This window comes from Streptomyces sp. DSM 106670 (genome assembly GCF_055792845.1).
This window is the reverse complement of record NZ_CM147704.1, coordinates 92,246-113,553: the sequence shown is the minus strand read 5'-3', so window position 1 is coordinate 113,553 and position 21,308 is coordinate 92,246. Positions and strand designations below refer to the sequence as shown.

General features: G+C 72.6%; 24 protein-coding genes. 13 read left to right on the top strand and 11 right to left on the bottom strand.

What is annotated here, in order from left to right:
• Positions 1 to 95: 95 nt before the first annotated feature.
• Together ACSMXR_RS00555 and ACSMXR_RS00550 are read left to right on the top strand one after the other, a co-directional pair.
• The gene (locus tag ACSMXR_RS00555; protein ID WP_473172494.1) at positions 96 to 812 is read left to right on the top strand and encodes a VanZ family protein; all 717 of its coding nucleotides are present in this window, start codon (positions 96 to 98) and stop codon (positions 810 to 812) included.
• 112 nt (positions 813 to 924) lie between these two features.
• On the top strand, positions 925 to 1,716 hold the full coding sequence (locus tag ACSMXR_RS00550) for a DUF4389 domain-containing protein (protein WP_381795979.1): 792 nt from the start codon (positions 925 to 927) through the stop codon (positions 1,714 to 1,716).
• Here the strand turns inward: ACSMXR_RS00550 and ACSMXR_RS00545 are convergent.
• Complete coding sequence (locus tag ACSMXR_RS00545; protein WP_473170922.1) at positions 1,713 to 2,723, bottom strand: helix-turn-helix transcriptional regulator; 1,011 nt, start codon at positions 2,721 to 2,723, stop codon at positions 1,713 to 1,715. The two genes, ACSMXR_RS00550 and ACSMXR_RS00545, sit on opposite strands and share 4 nt — an antisense overlap.
• Positions 2,724 to 2,822: 99 nt before the next feature.
• Here ACSMXR_RS00545 and ACSMXR_RS00540 point away from each other — a divergent pair, with 99 nt between their 5' ends.
• From ACSMXR_RS00540 to ACSMXR_RS00510, 7 genes are all read left to right on the top strand, one after another.
• Positions 2,823 to 3,392 carry a DinB family protein gene (locus ACSMXR_RS00540; RefSeq protein ID WP_473170921.1) on the top strand — a complete coding sequence of 190 codons (570 nt, stop codon included), beginning with the start codon at positions 2,823 to 2,825 and terminating at the stop codon, positions 3,390 to 3,392.
• A 124-nt stretch (positions 3,393 to 3,516) separates the two neighbouring features.
• Positions 3,517 to 4,617 carry a winged helix DNA-binding domain-containing protein gene (locus ACSMXR_RS00535; protein WP_473170920.1) on the top strand — a complete coding sequence of 367 codons (1,101 nt, stop codon included), beginning with the start codon at positions 3,517 to 3,519 and terminating at the stop codon, positions 4,615 to 4,617.
• 128 nt (positions 4,618 to 4,745) lie between these two features.
• Positions 4,746 to 5,450: a DUF4230 domain-containing protein gene (locus ACSMXR_RS00530; protein ID WP_381911163.1), complete on the top strand. Its 705-nt coding sequence runs from the start codon at positions 4,746 to 4,748 to the stop codon at positions 5,448 to 5,450.
• Between the two features lie 274 nt (positions 5,451 to 5,724).
• A complete protein-coding gene (locus ACSMXR_RS00525; protein WP_137231251.1) occupies positions 5,725 to 6,240 on the top strand; it encodes a lytic polysaccharide monooxygenase auxiliary activity family 9 protein in 516 nt (171 codons plus the stop codon).
• 197 nt (positions 6,241 to 6,437) lie between these two features.
• The gene (locus ACSMXR_RS00520) at positions 6,438 to 7,112 is read left to right on the top strand and encodes a TNT domain-containing protein (protein ID WP_364886472.1); all 675 of its coding nucleotides are present in this window, start codon (positions 6,438 to 6,440) and stop codon (positions 7,110 to 7,112) included.
• Positions 7,113 to 7,118: 6 nt separating this feature from the next.
• Positions 7,119 to 7,352, top strand: coding sequence for a hypothetical protein (locus tag ACSMXR_RS00515; protein WP_137231253.1), 234 nt, complete (start codon positions 7,119 to 7,121; stop codon positions 7,350 to 7,352).
• A 158-nt stretch (positions 7,353 to 7,510) separates the two neighbouring features.
• Positions 7,511 to 8,539 (top strand): alpha/beta fold hydrolase, encoded by a 1,029-nt coding sequence (locus tag ACSMXR_RS00510; protein WP_473170919.1) that lies wholly within the window; start codon positions 7,511 to 7,513, stop codon positions 8,537 to 8,539.
• A 27-nt stretch (positions 8,540 to 8,566) separates the two neighbouring features.
• Here the strand turns inward: ACSMXR_RS00510 and ACSMXR_RS00505 are convergent, their stop codons facing one another.
• Positions 8,567 to 8,938, bottom strand: coding sequence for an iron chaperone (locus ACSMXR_RS00505; protein WP_137231255.1), 372 nt, complete (start codon positions 8,936 to 8,938; stop codon positions 8,567 to 8,569).
• Positions 8,939 to 9,020: 82 nt separating this feature from the next.
• Between ACSMXR_RS00505 and ACSMXR_RS00500 the strand changes: the two genes are divergently transcribed.
• The 3 genes from ACSMXR_RS00500 (at position 9,021) to lepB (ending at position 10,743) form a co-directional block, all read left to right on the top strand.
• Positions 9,021 to 9,530 (top strand): mycothiol transferase, encoded by a 510-nt coding sequence (locus tag ACSMXR_RS00500; protein WP_473170918.1) that lies wholly within the window; start codon positions 9,021 to 9,023, stop codon positions 9,528 to 9,530.
• 124 nt (positions 9,531 to 9,654) lie between these two features.
• A complete protein-coding gene (locus ACSMXR_RS00495; RefSeq protein ID WP_103512286.1) occupies positions 9,655 to 9,945 on the top strand; it encodes a hypothetical protein in 291 nt (96 codons plus the stop codon).
• Positions 9,946 to 10,044: 99 nt separating this feature from the next.
• Entirely contained in the window at positions 10,045 to 10,743 is a 699-nt protein-coding gene (gene lepB / locus ACSMXR_RS00490) for a signal peptidase I (protein ID WP_137231257.1), read from the top strand.
• Between the two features lie 170 nt (positions 10,744 to 10,913).
• Here lepB and ACSMXR_RS00485 read toward each other — a convergent pair whose 3' ends face one another.
• From ACSMXR_RS00485 to ACSMXR_RS00460, 6 genes are all read right to left on the bottom strand, one after another.
• Entirely contained in the window at positions 10,914 to 11,360 is a 447-nt protein-coding gene (locus ACSMXR_RS00485) for a protein-tyrosine phosphatase family protein (protein ID WP_218523575.1), read from the bottom strand.
• Positions 11,361 to 11,435: 75 nt separating this feature from the next.
• A complete protein-coding gene (locus tag ACSMXR_RS00480; protein WP_473170917.1) occupies positions 11,436 to 11,708 on the bottom strand; it encodes an HPr family phosphocarrier protein in 273 nt (90 codons plus the stop codon).
• Positions 11,709 to 11,736: 28 nt separating this feature from the next.
• Positions 11,737 to 13,734 (bottom strand): PTS fructose transporter subunit IIABC, encoded by a 1,998-nt coding sequence (locus ACSMXR_RS00475; RefSeq protein WP_473170916.1) that lies wholly within the window; start codon positions 13,732 to 13,734, stop codon positions 11,737 to 11,739.
• A gap of 117 nt (positions 13,735 to 13,851) precedes the next feature.
• The gene (pfkB, locus tag ACSMXR_RS00470) at positions 13,852 to 14,799 is read right to left on the bottom strand and encodes a 1-phosphofructokinase (RefSeq protein ID WP_137231261.1); all 948 of its coding nucleotides are present in this window, start codon (positions 14,797 to 14,799) and stop codon (positions 13,852 to 13,854) included.
• Complete coding sequence (locus tag ACSMXR_RS00465; RefSeq protein ID WP_137231350.1) at positions 14,796 to 15,557, bottom strand: DeoR/GlpR family DNA-binding transcription regulator; 762 nt, start codon at positions 15,555 to 15,557, stop codon at positions 14,796 to 14,798. The genes pfkB and ACSMXR_RS00465 overlap by 4 nt, the downstream gene beginning before the upstream one ends.
• 191 nt (positions 15,558 to 15,748) lie before the next feature.
• Positions 15,749 to 15,997: a DUF6296 family protein gene (locus ACSMXR_RS00460; protein ID WP_164616584.1), complete on the bottom strand. Its 249-nt coding sequence runs from the start codon at positions 15,995 to 15,997 to the stop codon at positions 15,749 to 15,751.
• Between the two features lie 197 nt (positions 15,998 to 16,194).
• Between ACSMXR_RS00460 and ACSMXR_RS00455 the strand changes: the two genes are divergently transcribed.
• Positions 16,195 to 17,001: a PepSY domain-containing protein gene (locus ACSMXR_RS00455; protein WP_137231262.1), complete on the top strand. Its 807-nt coding sequence runs from the start codon at positions 16,195 to 16,197 to the stop codon at positions 16,999 to 17,001.
• 63 nt (positions 17,002 to 17,064) lie between these two features.
• Here ACSMXR_RS00455 and ACSMXR_RS00450 read toward each other — a convergent pair whose 3' ends face one another.
• The 3 genes from ACSMXR_RS00450 to ACSMXR_RS00440 all read right to left on the bottom strand — a co-directional run bounded on the left by ACSMXR_RS00450 (position 17,065) and on the right by ACSMXR_RS00440 (position 21,212).
• Positions 17,065 to 18,186 carry a serine hydrolase domain-containing protein gene (locus ACSMXR_RS00450; protein WP_473172493.1) on the bottom strand — a complete coding sequence of 374 codons (1,122 nt, stop codon included), beginning with the start codon at positions 18,184 to 18,186 and terminating at the stop codon, positions 17,065 to 17,067.
• 338 nt (positions 18,187 to 18,524) lie between these two features.
• Entirely contained in the window at positions 18,525 to 19,028 is a 504-nt protein-coding gene (locus ACSMXR_RS00445; protein ID WP_218523571.1) for a GNAT family N-acetyltransferase, read from the bottom strand.
• Between the two features lie 150 nt (positions 19,029 to 19,178).
• A complete protein-coding gene (locus tag ACSMXR_RS00440; protein WP_473172492.1) occupies positions 19,179 to 21,212 on the bottom strand; it encodes an ATP-binding protein in 2,034 nt (677 codons plus the stop codon).
• Positions 21,213 to 21,308 lie beyond the last annotated feature (96 nt).

The following is a 21,308-nucleotide window of genomic DNA, read 5'->3' as shown; positions in this document are numbered from 1 at the left end:
GGGCCGCCGGGGAGTGTGTTCCGGCCGGGCGGGGGCACTTGTCGGCCATGACAGCAGAGGCGAATCCCCGGACACGCCAGGGGACATGGGTACGGGTGTTGGTGCGCGGGGCAGTCCTGACGGTGGTGCTGCTGGGGCTGGTGGTGTTCTCCGTCCTGCTGGCCAAGGTGACGCTCACACCCTCACCGGCCTCCGAGGACCTCGTGACCTCGAACCTCCGCCCCGGCCGCTCGCTGCGCCAGTACGCCGAGGACTACACCTTCCTCGCCGCGTGCAAGCAGGCGGGCGGAAACCTGCTGCTCGGCGTGCCGTTCGGCCTCCTGCTGCCGTTCTTCGTACCGCGCCGGCTGCGCATGATCCGGATGACGTTGCTGACGGCCGTCGTCATGGCCGTGGTCGAGCTGATCCAGGGCGCGCTGGTCACGGGCCGCGCCTTCGACATCGACGACGTCATCCTCAACACGGCGGGCGCGCTGCTGGGCTACTTCGTGCTGGGCCGCCGGATCACCCACCGCTATTACATGTACGCCGACGTTCCCGCCTCTTCCGAACGGCCGACGGAACCCGAGCCCGAGCCGAAGCGCACACCGAGGCCGACCGCTCGCACGAAGCCCGCTCGTACGAGGCCGGCCGCCACGAAGGCAGCGAGTGCGAAGTCCGCCGCCACGAAGGGCACGAGCACGAAGGGCACGAGGACAAAGCCGGCCGCCACGAAGGGCACCGGCACAAAGACCGCCGCCACGAAGAGCACCGGTACGAAGAAGTCCCGCTCCCTCCTCGACCGCGTCCGTACCCGCATCCGCAGCCGTTGAGCGGGGCACCCGTTCGGGCCCGGGCCGTTTGCGGGCGGCCCGGACCGGACGCACGGTGGGGACACGTCCTGCGCGCGGATGCCGTACGGATCCCCTGCCGAGGAGGAGCGACATGGCCGAAGGCCAGTGGAGCCCGGGCCGCAAGGAGATGGACGCGGAGGAGTTCAGGCCCGTCCTGGACATCGTCGAACCGGCACGTCAGCGCCGGCTGACCGTCCTTCTGCGACTTCTGCTGCTCATCCCGCACTTCATCGTGCTGTTCGTCCTGCACATCGCGGCGTTCTTCACCGTGATCGTGGGCTGGTTCGCGGCCCTGGTGCTGGGGCGGCTGCCCGACCCCGTCTTCCGCTTCCTGGCCGGCGTCCTCGGCTACGACATGCGCGTATCGGCGAGCGACATGCTGCTCATCGACCGCTACCCGCCCTTCGCCCTGACCCCGCCGGCCGACTATCCGGCGCAGATCGAGGTACGGCCCACCCCGCTCAACCGCCTGGCCGTGCTGTTCCGCGTCTTCCTGATGATCCCGGCGGCGATCGTGCAGAGCCTCGCCGTGTACGGGTGGTGGGCGCTGGCCTTCGTCTGGTGGCTGATCACGCTGTGCCTCGGCCGGATGCCCCGTCCGCTGTTCGAGGCGACGGCGGCCACCCTGCGCTACCGGATGCGGTTCTCCGCGTACGTCATGATGCTCACCCCGGCCTACCCCAAGGGCCTGTTCGGCGACGACGGCGACCTCGCCGTGGCCCGCGAGCCGGCCCGCTCCGCCACCCGCCCGCTGGTCCTGAGCAGCGCAGCGAAGTGGCTCGTGGTGCTGTTCCTGGTGCTGGGTCTCGCGGGGAACGTCACCACGTCCGTGACCACCTCGACGACCGACGACACCTCCGACACCCGCCTCGTCGGACGCTAATCCGCTCCCGCTCCCGCCCCCGCCGCGTCGGCGTAGCGCCGGGCCAGATGGGCGAAGGCGTCCCTGAGGGCGTCCGGCCCGACGACCTCGATGTCCACGTCGAATCTGCCGAGTTCGGCGGCCAGGCCGGGCCAGGACCAGGCGCCCAGGATCACCCGGCAGCGGTCCGGGCCGTGCTCCTCGACGATTCCGCTGCGGAGATGGCCGGCCACCTCGGAGGCGGGTGCGGCGAGGATCGCCTCGCCGCGGCAGGGCCACTCCCCGGGGGTGTCGGAGCCCTGGAACCGGGCGGCGACGAAGGCGGCCACATCGCCTCCGGGCACCTCGCGGGGCGTGAACCGGGGGCCCGTGGGAGTGCGTGGGGTGATCCGGTCCGCGCGGAAGGTCCGCCAGTCCTCGCGGTCCAGGTCCCAGCCGACCAGATACCAGCGCCCGCCCCAGGTGACGAGGCGGTGCGGCTCCACCCGCCGTACCGCGGGCGCGGCGTCGGCGTCGGCGTCGGCGTCGGGCGGAACGTACGCGGGGGAGTGGTCGAAGCGCAGCACCTCGCGGGCGTGCACCGCCGCGCTGAGTGTCAGGAGCACGCGCGGATCGGCCTGCGGCTGCGCCCGCCCTCCCGTGCGCTCGACGGCGGTGACCTGGAGCGCGTCCACGCGATGGCGCAGCCGGGCGGGCATGACCTGCCGGACGGTGGTGAGCGCGCGGGCCGCGGCCTCCCCGATCCCGGCTCCGGTCGCGGCGGCCGTCCGGAGGGCGACGGCGAGCGCGACGGCCTGGTCGTCGTCGAACAGCAACGGCGGCAACTGCGCGCCCGCGTCCAGCCGGTATCCGCCGTCGGGCCCCTTGAACGCCGTGATCGGATAGCCCAGCTCCCGCAGCCGGTCGACATCACGCCGCACCGTGCGCGGACTGACCTCCAGCCGCTCGGCCAACAGGCTGCCCGGCCAGTCGCGGCGCGCCTGGAGCAGCGAGAGCAGCGCCAGCAGTCGCGCTGAAGTCTTCGGCATGGGGCCAGTATGACCGGAGAAGAGGCCACACCCTGTCCTCTTCCCTTGCGAAGGTTGATCCATACCGAACGACGGAAACACCGGAAGGACCCGATCACCATGTCCGCAGCACCCACGTCCCTCGACGCCGAACGCACCGACCTCCTCGCCGCCCTCGCCACCGTGCGAGCCGCCCTGATCCGCTCGGTCGAAGGCCTCGGCGACGAGCAGGCCGGTGAGCGTCCGACGGTCAGCGCCCTGTGTCTGGGCGGTCTCGTCAAGCACGTCACGGCCATGGAGGAGAACTGGCTGCGCTTCGTGACCGAGGGCCCGTCGGCGATGTCCTTCGCGCTGCCCGACGGGGTCACCTGGGGCGACCTGGCGGCCGGCACCGCACGCGAGGTCCCGCAGTGGATGACCGACCGGGACGAGGAGTTCCGGATGCTGCCCGGTGAGACGACCGCCGGGGTCCTCCACGCCTACGAGCAGGTCGCCGCCCGCACCGAGAAGATCATCCTTGAGGTTCCCGACCTCTCGGCGGCGCATCCGCTTCCCGAGGCGCCCTGGAACGAGCCCGGCGGGGAGTGGAGTGCGCGGCGGGTGCTGACCCACGTCATCGCCGAGACCGCACAGCACGCCGGCCACGCGGACATCCTGCGCGAGACGCTCGACGGGCGGCAGGCGACCTGACCGACGCGGCACCGTGACGCCCCGGGCGCCGGGACGCCCGGGGCGTCACGACAACAGGGCGCAGCGCCTGCGCGAGGATGTGCGAGGAAGCGCCCGCGGGCAACCGAGAGGGAGAAACGACACGATGACCGTCCTCGACAACCGGGCGCTGAACCGTGCCATGCTCGCGCGGCAGTTGCTGCTCGACCGGGCCGACCTGCCGGTCGTGGACGCGGTGGCCCACCTCTGCGGCCTCCAGGCGCAGGAGCCGCAGGAGCCCTTCGTCGGGCTCTGGTCCCGGCTGACCGCCTTCGATCCGGCGGCCCTCTCGGATCTGCTGACCCGGCGCGGCGTCGTGCGCACCCATCTGATGCGCCGCACGGTCCATCTGGTCACCGCCGACGACGTCCTCGCCTGGCGGTCCCGCCACGACGCGATGCTGCGGCAACGGGTGCTCGGCGTCTACCGCGACGAGCTGAAAGGGGTGGACCTCGACGAACTCGCCGCAGAGGCGCGGGACTTGCTGGCAGACGGGGAGCCCCGTACGGCGGCCGAGATCGTGCGGGAGCTCGCCCCGGGGCGGCCCGGCCCCGGACCGCGGGCCCTGGGTGAGATGGTGGTCGCCGCCCTCGTCCCGATGGCCCAGGCGCCGCCCCGGGGGCTGTGGCGGGCGAAGGGCGGGGTGCGCAATGTCGCGCTCTCCGCGTGGCTCGGCCGCCCGGTCGACCCGCCCGCCGCCGACGGCTCCGATCCGGTCGGCCAGGCGCTGGTGCGGCGCTATCTGGCCGCCCACGGTCCGGCCGCCACGGCCGACCTGCGTGCCTGGTCCGGGCTGGCCGGACTGCCCGGCGCGGTGACCGCCGTACGCGACGAACTGGTCTCCTTCCGCGACGAGCGGGGCCGGGAACTGCTCGATCTGCCCGACGCCCCGCGACCGGATCCGGACACACCCGCCCCGGTGCGGTTCCTGCCGGCCTTCGACAACGCGATCCTCGGCTACCAGGACCGGAGCCGGATCATCGACGACGCCCACCGTGGGCTCTCGGTGGCCGGTGAGCGCGTCGTCCTGGTCGACGGCCGGGTGGCCGCCACCTGGAGCGTGAGCGAGGGCGTCGTCACGGTGGATCCCCTGGGCGCCTTCTCCCGCGCCGACCGCGCCGCCGTGGCCGACCAGGGGAGCGAACTGGCGTCGTTCCTCTCCGACGGCGGCAGCGACCGCGTACGGGTGGCGGCCTCGCCGCGCTGAGCGGACCGGCCGCCGGGAGGGCCCGCGTCTGCCCGTACGTACCGGAACGGGCCTATTTTGTGCGGGAGTTCGTACGGGGGACGGCGGGAGCGGGACTGAAAGCACCGGGCGCGGGTCACACGCAGAACATGACGTCCAGCGACGTAACCACAGAGCCCGCGCCGCACAGCGGCGGAAAGCGGAACACCCGCCCCGCCCGGGGGTGTCTGAAAGTCCTCGGCATCGGCGCGGCCGTCCTCGTCCTGTTGTTCGCCGGCAGCCGGCTGAGTCTGCTGCCGGGACTGGGCGACCTCTTCGGTGAGGAGACCCATGACCGGTCCGGCCCGGCCGTGCTCAAGTCGATCCAGGACATGAGCGCGTACGAGGCCGCCTCGGGCAACTTCCAGGTCGTCGTCGACCTGGAGAAGGACACGAAGTTCCTGCCCGACGTGGTGCGCGGCACCCGCACCCTGTTCGTCGGCGCGGGCACCGTCGGCGCCTCCGTCGACCTGGGCAAGGTCACCGGCAACGGCGTCGTGGTGAACGAGGACCGCACCGTGGCCGAGATCCGGCTGCCGCACGCGGTGCTGGGCAAGCCGGCGCTCGACCCCGACCGTTCCTACGCGGTGTCCAAGCAGCGCGGTCTCCTCGACCGGCTGGGCGACTTCTTCTCCGACAACCCCGGCAGCGAGCAGGCGGTCAACAAGCTCGCCGCCCAGCACATTTCGGAAGCGGCGAAGGAGAGCGGACTGACCGCCCGCGCGGAGAAGAACACCGCCGCCATGTTGAAAGGACTGCTCGGCTCGCTCGGTTTCGAGCGCGTCACGGTCCGGTACGGCGACGACCAGGAGTGATCGCGTCACCCGGGCGGGTGCGCCGGGCCGCGCGCACCCGCCCGGGCTCATCCGGCGGCGGCCGGCCGCCGCGTACCACCCTTGACGTGAACGCGTCGGTCGGTATGGTCTAGTCCAAGTGCAAGGCCTTTCCGGACATCTGCCATCAGGCGTGTCCGGCAAGGGACTTGCAGCCCTTCGCGCCTCTTGGCCCCACACTCGCGAGGCCTCGCCGTCGAAGCCGGACCCCCCACGGTCCGCCACCGCGCGGTGCGGTCTCATGTGAAGGAGAAGCATGCACGCGAAAAGGAAGACCGCACTCGCCGTCGGCGCCATGCTCGCCCCGGTCCTCGCCCTCAGCCTTCCGGCGAGCTCCGCCAGTGCTCACGGCTACATCTCCAACCCGCCCAGCAGGCAGGCGCAGTGCGCCGCCGGCACGGTCAGCTGTGGTGCGATCAAGTACGAACCGCAGTCCGTCGAGGGTCCCAAGGGGCTCACCAGCTGCAGCGGCGGCAACAGCGGCTTCGCCGAGCTGGACGACGACTCCAAGGGCTGGTCGGTCACTCCGGTGAACCGCTCCCAGGAGTTCGAGTGGAAGATCACCGCACGCCACTCCACCAGCACCTGGCAGTACTTCGTGGGCGGCGAGAAGATCGCCGAGTTCGACGACGGCGGCGCGCAGCCCGGCGCGACCGTGACCCACCAGGTCGACTTCGGCAACAAGACCGGCCAGCAGAAGATCCTGGCCGTCTGGAACATCGCCGACACCTCGAACGCGTTCTACGCCTGCATCGACGTCAACATCGGCTAGCACCACCCGGATCGGGGCCCGCGCCCCGCGTCCACCACGCCCCGGTCGCGCCCGTCGCGCGGCCGGGGCGTGGTGCTGTGCCCGGCGACATGCCCGATGGCCGGAAAACCGGCATGGCGCGGAAGCTTCATGTAGTTGAGCGGTTACCCTACGTCAGCTGTCCTGATGGATCATCAGTGCTCGAGGGGACTTCTGACTTGAACCGCATGCGTACCGTACTCGCCGCGCTCGGCATCACCGCCGGACTGCTCTCCGCGCCCGCGGCGAACGCCGCACCCGGGCCCGAGCGGCCCGCGCCCGCCGCCGAACGCCACGAACCCTGCACCGGAGAGTTCCGCGGCGACGCCCGCCTCGGCCCCAAGTGGCTGCCGAACAAGCGGCTCGCCCCGGTCGGCCCGCTCCTGAAGGGCTACCAGCGCACCGGCGACCTCACGCCGAAGGACTTCCTGAAGAAGTACTGGGAAGGGCCCGCGGACACCGGCAGCTGGAAGTACCCGCCCAACGACGGCTTCGCCGAGGTGAACGGCGAGCTCGACAAGGAGCCCGTCAAGCTCCGCACCGGCCAGCGCCTGGACCGCTTCGGCTCGGAGTACGGCGGCTACCTGGCCCCCGCGGGCGATGCCTACGCCGAGCGTGCCCTGCCCCCGCAGAACCTCAACACCCGTGACGCGGACACTCCGTGCGACTACCGCGTCTACAAGGTCGCCAAGCCCTTCTGGGTCTGGCAGGGCTCCATCGCCCCGTGGTTCGAGCAGCCCGGCGGCGGCCAGCAGATCAAGCTCGACGCCGTGTTCCTCGACCCGGGCGAGGGGCAGCGGCTCAATGTGAAGTGGCTGCTGGACAACGCCTACCTGACGCCCGCGGGCGCGTAACCGGCCATGGACCGCCGGGCACTGCACGCCGCACTCGTCGAGGCACGGATCCCCGGCGGCTACTACCGGATCGAGGGCGTCCACGAGCCCGTACCCACCCCGCCGGACTTCCTCTTCGTCCGGCGGGGCGACAGCGGCGGCTGGGAGACCGGGGCGTTCGAGCGCGGTACGTATGAAGTCCTCGCCCACCACCCGGACGAGGCCGCCGCCTGCGCCCACCTGCTCGGCCTCCTCGTCTGAACCGCCCCGGCCCCACCGTTTTGCCGCATCGGCAAAAATCCTTGTCCGGGCGCCCGCACCGGCCGAATGATCGTGATCGTGCGGCCGGGCCTCCCGGCCCGGCCGCACGCCGAAGCGTCACGACCGCCCCGCCCGCACGGGGCGCCCGAGGAGAAGCCATGCCGGAGCCCACCGCCGTACCCACGCCGCCCACGGACCGTGCCGCCCGCCCCTCCACCGTCCTGCCCGGTGCGACCCACCGCACCGTCGACGTCCCCGGCGGCCGGATCCACTGCGTCGAACAGGGCACCGGCCCCCTCGTCCTCCTCGTCCACGGCTTCCCCGAGTCCTGGTACTCCTGGCGTCACCAGCTCCCCGCCCTGGCCGCCGCCGGACACCGGGCCGTCGCCATCGACGTACGCGGCTACGGGCGCTCCAGCGCACCCGCCGCCACCGACGCCTACCGCATGCTCGCCCATGTCGCCGACAACACCGCCGTCGTCCACGCATTCGGCGAGGAGACCGCCACGGTCGTCGGCCACGACTGGGGCTCGCCCATCGCCGCGAACAGCGCCCTGCTCCGGCCGGACGTCTTCACCGCCGTCGCCCTGCTCAGCGTCCCCTACGCACCCCGCGGCGGCCCCCGCCCCACCGACGGCTTCGCGGCCATCGGCGGCGAGGAGGAGTTCTACGTCAGCTACTTCCAGACCCCCGGCCGCGCCGAGGCGGAGATCGAACCGGACGTACGCGGCTGGCTCGCCGGCTTCTACGCGGGCCTCTCCGGGGACACCGCCATCCCCGCCGACAGGCCCAGCCTCTTCTTCGTACCGCCGGGCGCACGCATGGCCGACCGGTTCCCCACCGGCCGGCTCCCCGGCTGGCTCGACGAACGGGACCTCGACGTCTACAGCGAGGAGTTCGAACGCACCGGCCTGACCGGCGCGCTCAACCGCTACCGCAACGTCGACCGGGACTGGGAGGACCTCGCCGCCTGGGACGGAGCACCGCTCACCCAGCCCTCGATCTTCATCGGCGGCGCCCTGGACGCCTCCACCACCTGGATGTCCGACGCCATCGACGCCTACCCGAAGACCCTCCCCGGCCTCTCCGCCGCCCACATCCTCGAAGGCTGCGGCCACTGGATCCAGCAGGAACGCCCCGACGAGGTCAACCGGCTGCTGACCGACTGGCTGCGGGGCCTGAGCTGAGGCACCCCCGGTCCGCGGCGCCCCGCGTCAGCAGGCCGTACCGCGGGTCGCCGCCGTCGCCCGCAGCAGATCGCGGACGAGCGTGAAGTCGATCTTCTTCGGGTTGCGGAAACGCAGACAGCCCTTGCCCATGTCGTGCGGGGCCAGCCGGTCCGCGAACGCGTCGCGGACGTCGGTGCGCAGCAGATAGAACGAGATGTACTGCTTCTGATCGGCGAAGGCGATCTCCCCCGTCCCCGGCCCCTCCCGCTCATAGGCGGGCATGCCGTACGCCATCACCTCACGGAACCCCGTCAGCTCCTCCCGGCACAGCGCGCGCAGCGCCGTGAGGGCCTCCCGGCGGGCCTCCGGGGCCTCGGCGAGGTACTGATCGACGTTCTCCGCGCTGCTTCGGACCATGAGGGGATCGTACGGCGGCTTCCGCCGGCCCGGCGGTGTGTCGCACCCCGGGGCCGCCGGGCCTTCGGGCCAAGGTGGGCGGATGAATACCGCAGGCATGCTGGCCGAAGCGTTCGACCGGGTCGGGGAAGCGGTCCACTCGGCGGTCGAAGGACTCGCGCCCGACGACCTCAACGCCCGCGTCGACGCGGAGGCGAACTCGATCTCCTGGCTGGTCTGGCATCTGACCCGGGTCCAGGACGACCACATCGCCGACGCCGCCGGAATCGGACAGATCTGGCTCACCGAGGGCTGGGCCGAGCGCTTCGCGTTGCCGTTCGACGAGACGGCGACCGGCTACGGACACACCGCCGACGAGGTCGCCGCCGTCCGCGTGGACTCCGCCGAACCCCTCCTCGGCTACTTCGACGCCGTCCACGAGCGGACCCTGGACTACGTCGCGGGGCTGGAGGGCCACGCCCTCGACCGGGTCGTCGACCGGGGCTGGTCGCCCCCGGTGACGCTGGGTGTCCGGCTGATCAGCGTCCTCGCGGAGGACCTGCAGCACGCGGGCCAGGCCGCCTTCGTCCGCGGGATGCTGGAACGCGCCTGAGCCCGCGCCCGGAAAACGGGCGGCCGGACCGGGACCGCGCACACCCGTGCACGGTCCCACCGGCGGTGCCATACTCGGAAGAAGTCGGCTGGACAGGCTTGTCATCGTCCGAAAGGTGACCGTCATGGGTTGGGCATCTTGGACGACCAGCGGGGTCTACACGGGCACCGGCGGAGTGCGCACCGAGGAAGCGGGCATCCTGAGCGGCGATCTCACGGTGCACACGACCTGGTTCGACGGACAGGCGGCGGTGGCCGTGCAGTACAGCGGCTCGTCGGACTGGTTCACGCTCACCGGCAGCCCCGTACCGTGCCCCTCCGAGGAGGAGAGCCGCCGCTTCCACCAGAGCGTGGTCGAAGCCGTCCGCGCCGGGGAGGGTGCGACGGTCCCGCCGGTCGGCGCCGGACCCGCCTAGGCCCTGGCGCACCGCCCCGCTCACCGCGCCCCATAGAGTGGATCACCGGATCCGTTCCCTCAGGGACGGGCGGCGGTACACGGGGCGAGGAGCGGTGCAATGGGGCGTGCCACACGGCGGTCGAGGACGCGGAAGAACCGGCCGTTCTGGGTGGAGCTGCCGCTCCTCATCGGTATCGCCCTGGTGCTGGCCCTGCTCATCAAGACCTTCCTGGTGCAGGCCTTCTCGATCCCCTCGGACTCCATGCAGAACACCCTCCAGCAGGGCGACCGGGTCCTGGTCGACAAGCTGACGCCCTGGTTCGGGTCCGAGCCGGAGCGCGGTGAGGTCGTCGTCTTCCACGACCCGGCGGACTGGCTCGCGGGCGTGCCCGTGGACGAGCCCAACACCGTGCAGAAAGTACTGAGCTTCATCGGCGTGATGCCCTCCGCGGAGGAGAAGGACCTCATCAAGCGGGTCATCGGCGTCGGGGGCGACACCGTGGAGTGCGCGGGCGACGGTCCGGTGAAGGTCAACGGCACCGCCCTGGACGAGCCGTACGTCTTCCCCGGCAACACCCCCTGCAGCAACGACGAGGGCGGCCGCTTCAAGGTCACCGTGCCCGACGGCAAGATCTGGGTGATGGGGGACCACCGCCAGGCCTCCGCGGACTCCCGCTACCACCAGGACGACCCGAACCGGGGCATGGTCCCCGTCGACGAGGTCGTCGGACGGGCCGTCGTCGTCGCCTGGCCGATCGGCCGCTGGAGCACCCTGCCGGTGCCGGAGACCTTCAAGAACGTGCCCGACAAGCCCTAGGGCCTGTCGTCAAACTGCCGTCTGCCGGGCGACGCCTGGCACGCACGCTCGCTGCGTTGCCGAAATGGCCAAGTAGCTCCGCTACGAGACCATTCCGGCGCCTTGCGATCGCACGCACCATGCGCCGCCCGGCCGCCCTTCGGGCGACGACGGCAGTTTGACGACAAGCCCTAGGGGACGTCCTGGCGCGCCGGGAAGTTCCGTACGTAGCGGCGCTGCCAGGGCGTCTCCACCGCACGCGGGTGGTAGCCGGCGCGCACGAACGCCACCGCCTCGTCGGCGGGTACCCCGTCCAGGACGGCCAGGCAGGCGAGGGCCGTCCCGGTGCGCCCCATCCCACCGCCGCAGGCCACCTCGACCCGGCTCCCGGCGGCCCGGTCCCACACCTCTTCAAGGAGGTCCCGCGCCGCCGCCCGGTCCGCCGGCAGCCGGAAGTCCGGCCACCGCAGCCACCGCGACTCCCAGGCGACCGGGGGCGGGGTCCGCCCCAGGAGGTAGACGGCGAAGTCGGGCTCGGGGCCCGCGGGCACGGGCTTGCGCAGGCCACGGCCGCGTACCAGGCGTCCGGAGGGCAGGGCCAGTACAGCCGGGTCGGAGGCGTTCCACGTCTCGGTCATGTGTCTCAACCTAACGACCCGGCAGCCGCCGGTGGTACGTATCGGAACAGGCGGGCGAAGACCGGACGGCGAAGATCAGACAGCGGCGTCGAGATCCTGAGCGAGCAGCTGCGCCAGCTCCTCGACCGCCGCCCGCGCCCCGTCGCCCTCGGCGCTGAGCACCACGGTCTCGCCGTGCGGGGCGGCCAGGGCCAGCACCGCGAGCATGCTGCGGGCGTCGACCGGGTCGCGGCCCTCGCGGGCGATGGTCACCTTGACCGGCTGGCGGGCGGCGGCCTTGACGAACAGCGACGCCGGACGGGCGTGCAACCCGGTGCGGGAACCTATGACGACGGTCTGCTGGTGCATGGATCACTCCTGGATGAGGGATGGGTGGTCAGGCGGCGACGGTGACCCGGGAGCCGTCGGAGCCCGTGGCCTCCGCGTCCCCGGCACCTTCCGGCGCCGTGCGGCGGGCGCCCTTGAGCAGGACGACGAGCGCGGTCGCCACGAGCGTCCCGGCGGCGATGGCGAGCAGATAGAGGAACGGCTCACCGATCAGCGGGACGACGAAGACGCCGCCGTGCGGGGCGCGCAGCGTCGCGCCGAAGGCCATCGACAGCGCGCCGGTGACCGCACCGCCCGCCATCACCGACGGGATGACCCGCAGCGGATCGGCGGCGGCGAAGGGGATCGCGCCCTCGGTGATGAACGAGGCGCCCAGCACCCAGGCCGCCCGGCCGTTCTCGCGCTCGGTCTTCGTGAACAGCTTCCTGCGTACGGTGGTGGCGAGCGCCATCGCCAGCGGCGGCACCATTCCGGCGGCCATCACCGCGGCCATCACCTTGAGGCTGCCGTCGGTCGGGTCGGCGAGACCGCCGACCGCGAACGCGTACGCCACCTTGTTCAGCGGGCCGCCCATGTCGAAGCACATCATCAGCCCGAGGACGACGCCGAGGATCACCGCGTTGGAACCCGACAGACCGTTCAGCCAGTCCGTGAGCGCGTTCTGCAGCGAGGCGATGGGCTTGCCGACCACGATGAACATCAGGAAGCCCACGACCGCCGAGGCGATCAGGGGGATCACCAGGACCGGCATGATGCCGCGCAGGGTCGCGTGGACCGGGACCCGCTGGATGGCCATCACCACCGCACCGGCCAGCAGACCGGCGACCAGACCCCCGAGGAACCCGGCGTTCACCGTGAGCGCGATGGCGCCGCCGACGAAGCCGGGCACCAGCGCCGGCCGGTCCGCCATCCCGTACGCGATGTACCCGGCGAGCACCGGCACCAGGAACGCGAAGGCCGCTGATCCGATCTGGTTGAGCAGCGCCGCCCAGCTGTCCGCCTCGCCCCAGACGAAGTGGTCGGCCACCGACTTGGCGCTCGCTATCTCGTAGCCGCCGATGGCGAACGACAGGGCGATCAGCAGACCGCCCGCCGCGACGAACGGCACCATGTAGCTCACGCCGGACATCAGATACGTACGGAGCCGGACGCCGAAGTGCGCGTGATCCGCGCCGGATCCGCCCCCGTCGCCGTCGCCGGATTCCGTGGAGCCGCCGTCCTCGGACACGGCGGCGATCTCCCCGCGTTCCGCCTTGCGGCGGGCCTCGGCGATCAGCTCGGCGGGCCGGTTGATGCCCGCCTTCACCCCGACGTCGACCAGCGGCTTGCCCCGGAAGCGGCTCTTCTCCCGGACCTCCACGTCATGCGCCCAGATCACGGCGTCCGCTGCCGCGACGACCGCGGGGTCCAGCTTCTTGAAGCCGGCCGAGCCCTGGGTCTCCACCGTCACCTCGACCCCCTCGGCACGGCCCGCGGCGGCCAAGGACTCGGCCGCCATGTAGGTGTGGGCGATGCCGGTGGGGCAGGAGGTGACCGCGACGATCCGGAACGGCGCGGACCCGGCCGCGGTGGCGTCATCCTCCTCCGGCTCGGGCTCATCCGTGGGTTCCTCGCCCCGGATCAGCGCGGCCACCGCCCCCGGGTCCGTCCCGGCGCGCAGTGCGGCGGTGAACTCCGGGTCCATCAGCCTGCGGGCCAGGGCCGACAGGATGGTGAGGTGATCGTCGTCGGCCCCGGCCGGGGCGGCGATGAGGAAGATCAGGTCGGCCGGACCGTCGGCCGCCCCGAAGTCGATGCCCGCCGCGCTGCGCCCGAAGGCCAGCGTCGGGGCGCTCACATGTTCGCTGCGGCAGTGCGGGATGCCGATGCCGCCGTCGAGACCGGTCGGCATCTGCGCCTCGCGGGCCGCGACATCGGCCAGGAAGCCGTCGAGATCGGTGACGCGGTGCGCGGCCACCATCCGCTCGGCGAGCGACCTCGCGGCGGCGTCCTTCGTTACGGCGGACAGATCGAGGTCGACCAGTTCCGCGGTGATCAGCTCACTCATCGCGGTGCTCCTTGCTCGGGGACCGCCGTGCGGCGGCTCGGGGGGACGGGGCGGCGGGCTCGTACGGGTGGGGTCCGTACCGGAGTTGCGGGAGTTGCGGGGGTGGTGGTGCGGGGGTCATGGGGCGGGCTCCGTCAGCGCGCGGTCCAGGGGCACGTCGGAGGTCGTCACGACCGACGGCAGATCGAGGTCGGCCGGGGTGGGCATGAGGCTTCCGGCCAGCTGTACGGCCGCGGCCCCATGGGCGACGGCCGAGGTGAGGGCGTCCGGGCCCTGCCCGCCCGCCGCCAGGAACCCGGCGAGCGAGGCGTCCCCGGCGCCGACATTGCTGCGTACGGCGGTCACCGGGGCGGTGGCGAAATACGCGCCCGACGCCTCGGCCAGCAGCTGCCCGTCCGCGCCCAGGCTCGCCAGCACCGCCCGGGCGCCGCGCTCACGCAGCTCCTCGGCCGCCTTCAGCGCGTCGCCCACCGTGGCGAGCGGCCGGCCGACGGCCTCCGCGAGCTCCTGGGCGTTGGGCTTGATCACATCGGGCCCTCCGGCGAGCGCGGCGGTGAGCGCCGCACCCGAGGTGTCCAGTGCGATCCGCGCACCGGCGCGGTGGCTGCGCTCGACCAGCTCCGCGTACCACCGCGGCGGCAGCCCGCGCGGCAGGCTCCCGCAGCAGGCGATCCAGTCGGCGGCCGACGAGCGCACCCGTACCGCCTCCAGAACGTCTTCCGCCTCGGCCGGACTCAGTTCGGGACCCGTCGCGTTGACCTTGGTGAGGGTGCCGTCGGGTTCGACGAGCGTGACGTTGATCCTGGTGTTCCCGGCGATCGGCACACCGGCCGCCTCGATGCCGAGATCGCCGAGCAGCCGGGCCAGCAGCGCGCCCTCCGGTCCGCCCATCGGGGCGACGGCGACCGTGCGGTGCCCGGCCGCCGCGACCGCGCGGGAGACGTTGACGCCCTTGCCGCCCGGGTCGACGCGGTCGGCCGTGGCGCGCAGCACCGTGCCGCGGGTCAGTCCGGGCAGCTCGTAGGTGCGGTCCAGGCTGGGATTGGGGGTGACGGTGAGGATCATGCGCGTACTACTTCCGTGCCCCGGCTCTCGATGGAGCGGGCGTCGTCGGGGCTGAGGCCCGTGTCGGTGATGAGCAGGTCCACATCGGTGAGATCACCGAAGCGGGCGAAGTGCTCCTGCCCGAACTTGCCGGAGTCGGCGAGCAGGACGACCCGGCGGGCCGCCCTGATCACGGCCCGCTTCACCGCGGCCTCGGCGAGGTCGGGCGTGGTCAGTCCGCGGTCGGGACAGAAGCCGTTGGTGGCGAGGAAGACCACGTCGGCGTTGATCTCGGCGTACGAACCGAGCGCCCAGGCGTCGACCGCCGCGCGGGTACGGTGCCGGACCCGGCCGCCCACCAGATGCAGCGCGATGCCGGGGTGGTCGGCGAGCCGGGCGGCCACGGGCAGCGCGTGCGTCACCACGGTCAGTGCCGCGTCGACGGGGACGGCGGCGGCGAGCCGCGCGGTGGTGGTGCCGGCGTCGACGATCACATTGCCGTCGGCGGGCAGTTCGGCGAGGGCGGCCTGCGCGATCCGGTCCTTCTCGTCGGCGGCGAGCGCGTCGCGCTCGGCGAGGTCGGGCTCGAAGTCGAGCCGGCCGACGGGGATCGCCCCACCGTGCACCCGGCGCAGCAGCCCCGCCCGGTCCAGGGCCTTGAGATCGCGCCGGACGGTCTCGGCCGTCACCTGGAACTCCTCGGCCAGCGACAGCACGTCGACCCGGCCGCTCTCCTGGGCGAGGCGGAGGATCTCCTGCTGACGCTCCGGTGCGTACATGTGGTTTCGTTTCCGTTTCATGCCCGAGTCTGTGGTTTCGCGCTCAGGTTACGTCCGAGGTGCGGGAATGTAAACACATTCGGGCGAGGAGTGGGCATGAACGGAAGGCTGGGCTCACCGGCCGGACCCGTACGCGCACAGCCGGGCGGGGCGCGCCCTGGTATACGGCGCGCCCCGCCCGGCGGGTCCGGTCACTGCGGCTCGGGTGCGTCCTCGCTCAGAGGGCGGGCCAGCAGGGGAGCCCCCGGGACCTGATGGCCGCCGCTGGCCAGCATCCGGACCTCGCCCCGGTCGCTGATCTCGGCGCGCACGATCCCCGTCTCGTCCTCGTACACCGGGGATCCGCCCGCCCCCAGCCGGTCGGTCATCCGGACGGAGACCACGTCGTCCGCGGCGCCGGACATCTGGAAGATGAGCTCATAACGCTCGGTGTGCACCATGTGATCCATGACGGCCTCCGGGCCGGGCGCGGAGAATACGGCCCTGCCGCCATTGTTTCGCACCTCGGCGTCCGTCGCCCGGGGAGCGACGGCCAACGGGCGGACCCGTCCGGTCGATCGGGTGGTTCCCCGGTAGGACAACATGACCGATGGCTCGGAGGGCTAGGCATGCGTGCATGAGACTCGATCCTCGACGAATGAACAGTGCCTCCTCCCGTTCCCGCACCCTCAAGACGGTCGGCGCCCTCGGCATGGCCGCCGCCGCGGCCGTGCTGATGACCGGATGCGGTCAGAGCTCGGACAGCGCGACGAGCGCGGCCACCTCCGAGGCCGCGAAGGTCGTTCCGCAGAAGCAGACGACCTCGCCCTCGGCCAGCGCCGAGCTCACCGAGGACCAGCAGGAGCGCAAGAAGGTGCTCGACGCCACGAAGGTCACCTTCGACGACGCGGCCACCACGGCCACCGGCGAGGTGGCCGGCGGCAAGCTGGTCGATCTGGACCTGGAAGGCGTGGACGACGACGACCGCGAGAGCCCCAGCCCCACCGCCACCGGAAGCCCGACCGGCACGGCCAGCCCCACCGGAACCGCCAGCCCCACCGGAACGGCGAGCCCGAACGGAACCTCCAGCCCCAGCGCGAGCCCGGGCGCCGAGGGCCCGGTCTGGGTCGCCGAGGTCGCGGAGAAGGACGGCACGGTCCACACCGTCCGGATCAACGCGGTCGACGGCAAGGTGATCGAAGCCCGTGTCGACGCCGATCAGGACGCGGACGACAAGAAGGAGACCGCCGACCGGCTGGCCCAGGCCACCCAGACCCCGCAGCAGGCGGCCAAGGTCGCCACCGAGAAGAAGAAGGGGACGGTCACCTCCGTCAGCCTCGACGACAACGAGGGCAACGGCGTCATCTGGCAGGTCGATGTGGTCGGCTCCGACTGGAAGAAGACGACCTTCGACGTGGACGCCAAGAACGACACCATCATCCGCGAGGAGACCGACAACGACTGACCGTCGCCCCGCCTGACCCGCGAAGGGGTACGCCGGACACCCGGCGTACCCCTTTCCGTATGCCTAGTACCCGCCGCCCGGCTTCCGGCGGTCGAGCAGCCGGCAGACGAAGTCCTCCTGGAGCGCGCGGAGGGTGGCCAGCAGCCGCGGATTCGTCGTGCTGTTCACCTGCGAGGTGAGGGAGACGGTCAGCGACCGCTTGCCGTCCTTCGTCCCCGCTGCCAGCTGTGTGTAGCCGGGGAAGTTGCCGGTGTGGCCGTACACGGTGCCGCAGCGCGTCGTGTACGAGAACACGGCGAGACCGGCCCTGTTGCGTCCGGGACCGGCGGGTTCGGAGCTGCCCGCGACGAAGGACAACTGCTGCCTGCGGACCGCCGGGCCGAGCCCCAGCCCTCCGGCGTAACCGCGCATGAAGGCCCCCAGATCCCGGGGGGTGGAGACGATGCCGCCCGACGCCCACACCCCCGAGGCGCTGAGCACCGTGCTGACGTCCTCCGGTGCGTCCGGCGGGTCCACCGCGTAGCCGTGCAGATAGGGCTCGGGCAGCCGGTAGCCCTGCGGGAGGCTGGTGTCGCGCAGGCCGAGCGGCCGGTACACGAGGTCGGCGAGGAGCTTCTCGTACCGCTGCCCCGTCGCCGCCTCGGCCATCAGCGCCACGGCGATGTTGTCGGAGTTGGAGTAGCGGTACGCCGATCCCGGCCGGAACCGCAGCGGGTCACCGGCGACGTAGTCCAGCAGCCGGCGGGAGTCGAAGTGCCGGCGCGGGTCGGCCGTCAGCTCGGCGATGAACGTGGGGTCCTCCGTGTAGTCGGGGAGCCCGCTGGTGTGGTTGAGGAGCTGGCGGAGCGTCACCCGGTGCCAGGCGGCGGGCAGCCGGGGCAGCCGTCGGCCGATGGTGTCGTCCAGACCGAGCGCGCCCCGCTCGGCCAGCTGCAGGGCGACCGAGCCGCTGAAGGCCTTCGCCGTGCTGGCGATCCGCATGTGGTCGGTGGTCCGGGGCGGGCGGTCCGTGCCGAGCCGCGACGTGCCGGCCCGGTACACCTCGCTCCGGCCGCCCGCCGTGAGGACGGCGATGGCGCCGGGCGGCCCTCCCGGGGTGTCCACGAGCGCCTGGAGTCCGCGCCGCAACGCCGGGTCGGCCGGACCGTCGCCCCTGTCGCCGCCCGCATGGGCCGGGCTGGTCATCAGCCCGGCGAGCGACGCGGCCGCCAGAGCGGCGACGACGGCTCTTCGCCGCAGCGGCCGACTGCGCGGGGGTGGGGCGTCTCGAAGGGAACCTGCGGGCACGGGGGCCTCCTGGGAGCGGTGGGCGTCGAGCGGGCGGAGCGGTACGGTCCGCTCCCGCGAGCCCCAGCATCGGGCGGGCGGCAGCGGTACGGTCCGCTCCCGCGAGCCCCAGCATCGGGCGGCCGCACGGGGCTTGCCCCCGAGGTGGACCATCCGGCCGATCACCGCCACACCGGCGGAGTCCGGCGCGCACCGCCCTTCCGCCCTCCGCCGCCGCACGCTCCGGGCAGCGCCGGTCAGCGGACCGGGGGAGCGCCCCCGCTCAGATCCAGGACGTACCGCCGCCCGGGACGGTCGCCGAACATGACGTCCTCCAGCGGCTCGAACCCCGTGCGCGCCAGCACCGTGCGGGATCCCGTGTTGTCGAGCGTCGTCTCCGCGCGCAGCGCGGTGAGCCCGTACTCCTCGACCGCCAGGACGCAGACCCGCTGGACCGCCCAGGTGGCCAGCCCCCGGCCCGCGGCCTTTTCCGCTATCCGGTAGCCCAGCTCGGCCGAACCGTCCCGCACCCCGACGAGGTTGATCCGGCCGAGGATGCCGCCGTCGTCCTCCTCGATGAGGTGGAAGTGGTGCAGCCCCGCGTCCTGTTCGGCGAGCAACTCGCGGTGGCGTTCGGCGAACGCGGCGAAGTAGTCGTCGCCCCGGTCGGAGATGGACGCGGCGAAGTAGGCCCGGTTCTCCCGTTCGAAGGCGAGCAGAGCCTCGGCATGGTCGGGACGGAGCCGGCTGATGGACGTCATACCGGGATGCTAGGCGGTGTCCCGCCGGGTGTCCGGCGGCCGGCGCCCACCGCCGTACGGTCGGGTGCCGGTGCCGGTGCCGGTGCCGGTGCGGCGGGCGGTTCCGGCTCGGACGGTCCGCGATCTCCGGGCTGTCCGCGCTGTCCGGGCCTATCCGGGCTGCCCGCGCTCCAGCGCGTGGGCCAGGCCGCGTTCGGCGTCGTCGGCCGAGGCGCGCCGGTAGGCCCGCTCGTACGCCGAGTCGCCCGCGGCCTGCCGGGCCCGGAGCTCCCACTGCTCACGGATCGCCCCGAGCTCCGGGGTGCCCCGGTGCGGGTGGCCGATCATGCGCCAGTACGCGTGCCCGGTACCGGAGGCACGGGCCGCGGCCACCCCGTTCCCCTGGGCGGCGATGGCGCCGGCGAGCAGATCGAGGCCGAGCGCTATGCCGAGGCTGTCATGGAGCTCGTGCTTGCTCGCGAGCATCGCCCGCGCATGGCTCTCGGCGTGCCGGGGGCGGCCCTGGAGCAGGTGGATGAGGGCGAGTTGGTGATCGGCGTAGGCCCGTGCCCAGTGCTCGCCGAACCGCAGACTGATCCGCTGGAGCCGCATGGCCTCCTCGTACGCCTCGTCGAGCCGGCCGAGCGCGGACAGCGCGAACAGGCGTATCACCCGGCAGCGCAGCTGCGAGGGCGCGTCGGCCGGATCCCCCGGATGGTCCGCCAGCGCGCGGTCGCTGACGGAGTACGCGGTGAGCGGCCGGCCCATCATCAGATACGTGAAGCTCACGGAGTGGGCCGCGAGGAGCACCGCCTCCGCGTCCTCGTCGCGGCGGGCCGCCTGCTCGCACTCCTCGCCGATGCGGCGGGCCGCCTCGTGGTCGCCCTGCAGGGTCAGCGTGATCCCCAGGGCCCAGAGCGCCCGGGTGCGGTGCGGACCGGCGGAGAGCGGCAGGGCGAGCACCCGCTGCAGATACGTACGGGCCTGGTGCAGATGGCCGCAGCAGCTCCAGAAGAGGCCGACGCACCCGGCCATCTCCATCGCCATCTCCGGGTCCTCGGCCAGCAGATGGTCCAGGGCCGCGCACAGGTCCGCGTGGGAGTCGGCGATCCGGTGGTACCAGAGCACCTGCGAAGGACCCAGCCAGCCCGCGTACGCCTGGACGGAGACATGGGCGAAGTGCCGGGCTTGCCGGTCCGCGAAGAGCGAGTCCTCGCCCAGCTCGGCCAGCCACATCGCGCCGTACTCGCGCAGGGTGTCCAGCATCCGGTAGCCGTCCGCGGTACGCCGGAGCACGGACTGGTCGGCCAGCCGCTCCAGGGCGGGGGCGACGGCCTCGGTGTCCAGCGGCCCGCCCGCGCACACCGCCTCGGCGTCCGGAGCCGTGATGACGCCGCGGAAGACGGAGAGCCGCGCCCAGAGCAGCCGTTCCAGCGGTGCGCAGAGCTCGTGGCTCCAGCCGATCGTGGTGCGCAGGGCGCGGTGGCGGCGGGGCCAGAGGGTGTCGTCGGTGAGGTTCTCCATCCGGGAGGCCAGCCGTCCGGTGATCTCCTGCGGGCTGCTGTCGCGGAGCTGGGCGCAGGCCAGTTCGACGGCGAGCGGTATGCCGTCGAGGCGGTGGCAGATCTCGCTGACGGCGGCCGTGCTGCCGGGGTCGTCGAGCGCGAGGCCCGGGGCGACGGCGGCCGCGCGCTCGTGGAAGAGCCGGACGGCATCGTCGCCGTCCTCGCCCGCGGACAGCGGCGGCACCTCGACGCACAGCTCGTCCGCGGCGTCCAGCGGCTCCCTGCTGGTGGCCAGGACCGTCAGCCCCGGGGCCGCGGCGAGCAGTTCGGCGACGAGCTGCCCGCAGGGGCCGACGATCCGTTCGCAGCAGTCGAGAACGAGGAGCAGGTTCTTCTCGGAGAGCCATTCGCCGAGCGCGGCCACCGGCCGGCGGGCGCTGTGGTCCAGGAGCCCGACGCCGTCGCAGACGGTCGTGGCGAGCAGTTGCTCGTCGTGCAGATGGGAAAGGTCGGCCCACCAGACGCCGTCGGCGTAGTGGTCCCGGGCACGCTCGGCCGTGCGCAGGGCCAGCCGGCTCTTGCCGACCCCGCCGGGGCCGGTGAGCGTGACCAGCCGATGATCTCGAAGTGCCCGTTCGACGCTGACCAGTTCGCTGTTGCGGCCGACGAAGCTGGTCGTCACGACGGGGAGGTTGCCCATCACGGGGACATCCTGCCTCGCCGTGACCCATCGCCTCCGTTCATAGCGAAAAGCAGTCAGAAACGGCCGACAATGCATCCTGTTCGATCGTCAAGT

Coding starts and splice junctions, on each gene's coding strand:
- ACSMXR_RS00550 (WP_381795979.1), top strand. CDS start 925: ATGGCCGAAGGCCAGTGGAGCCCGGGCCGCAAGGAGATGGACGCGGAG.
- ACSMXR_RS00545 (WP_473170922.1), bottom strand. CDS start 2,723: ATGCCGAAGACTTCAGCGCGACTGCTGGCGCTGCTCTCGCTGCTCCAG.
- ACSMXR_RS00540 (WP_473170921.1), top strand. CDS start 2,823: ATGTCCGCAGCACCCACGTCCCTCGACGCCGAACGCACCGACCTCCTC.
- ACSMXR_RS00535 (WP_473170920.1), top strand. CDS start 3,517: ATGACCGTCCTCGACAACCGGGCGCTGAACCGTGCCATGCTCGCGCGG.
- ACSMXR_RS00530 (WP_381911163.1), top strand. CDS start 4,746: ATGACGTCCAGCGACGTAACCACAGAGCCCGCGCCGCACAGCGGCGGA.
- ACSMXR_RS00525 (WP_137231251.1), top strand. CDS start 5,725: ATGCACGCGAAAAGGAAGACCGCACTCGCCGTCGGCGCCATGCTCGCC.
- ACSMXR_RS00515 (WP_137231253.1), top strand. CDS start 7,119: ATGGACCGCCGGGCACTGCACGCCGCACTCGTCGAGGCACGGATCCCC.
- ACSMXR_RS00510 (WP_473170919.1), top strand. CDS start 7,511: ATGCCGGAGCCCACCGCCGTACCCACGCCGCCCACGGACCGTGCCGCC.
- ACSMXR_RS00505 (WP_137231255.1), bottom strand. CDS start 8,938: ATGGTCCGAAGCAGCGCGGAGAACGTCGATCAGTACCTCGCCGAGGCC.
- ACSMXR_RS00500 (WP_473170918.1), top strand. CDS start 9,021: ATGAATACCGCAGGCATGCTGGCCGAAGCGTTCGACCGGGTCGGGGAA.
- ACSMXR_RS00495 (WP_103512286.1), top strand. CDS start 9,655: ATGGGTTGGGCATCTTGGACGACCAGCGGGGTCTACACGGGCACCGGC.
- lepB (WP_137231257.1), top strand. CDS start 10,045: ATGGGGCGTGCCACACGGCGGTCGAGGACGCGGAAGAACCGGCCGTTC.
- ACSMXR_RS00485 (WP_218523575.1), bottom strand. CDS start 11,360: ATGACCGAGACGTGGAACGCCTCCGACCCGGCTGTACTGGCCCTGCCC.
- ACSMXR_RS00480 (WP_473170917.1), bottom strand. CDS start 11,708: ATGCACCAGCAGACCGTCGTCATAGGTTCCCGCACCGGGTTGCACGCC.
- ACSMXR_RS00475 (WP_473170916.1), bottom strand. CDS start 13,734: ATGAGTGAGCTGATCACCGCGGAACTGGTCGACCTCGATCTGTCCGCC.
- pfkB (WP_137231261.1), bottom strand. CDS start 14,799: ATGATCCTCACCGTCACCCCCAATCCCAGCCTGGACCGCACCTACGAG.
- ACSMXR_RS00465 (WP_137231350.1), bottom strand. CDS start 15,557: ATGTACGCACCGGAGCGTCAGCAGGAGATCCTCCGCCTCGCCCAGGAG.
- ACSMXR_RS00460 (WP_164616584.1), bottom strand. CDS start 15,997: ATGGTGCACACCGAGCGTTATGAGCTCATCTTCCAGATGTCCGGCGCC.
- ACSMXR_RS00455 (WP_137231262.1), top strand. CDS start 16,195: ATGAACAGTGCCTCCTCCCGTTCCCGCACCCTCAAGACGGTCGGCGCC.
- ACSMXR_RS00450 (WP_473172493.1), bottom strand. CDS start 18,186: ATGACCAGCCCGGCCCATGCGGGCGGCGACAGGGGCGACGGTCCGGCC.
- ACSMXR_RS00445 (WP_218523571.1), bottom strand. CDS start 19,028: ATGACGTCCATCAGCCGGCTCCGTCCCGACCATGCCGAGGCTCTGCTC.
- ACSMXR_RS00440 (WP_473172492.1), bottom strand. CDS start 21,212: ATGGGCAACCTCCCCGTCGTGACGACCAGCTTCGTCGGCCGCAACAGC.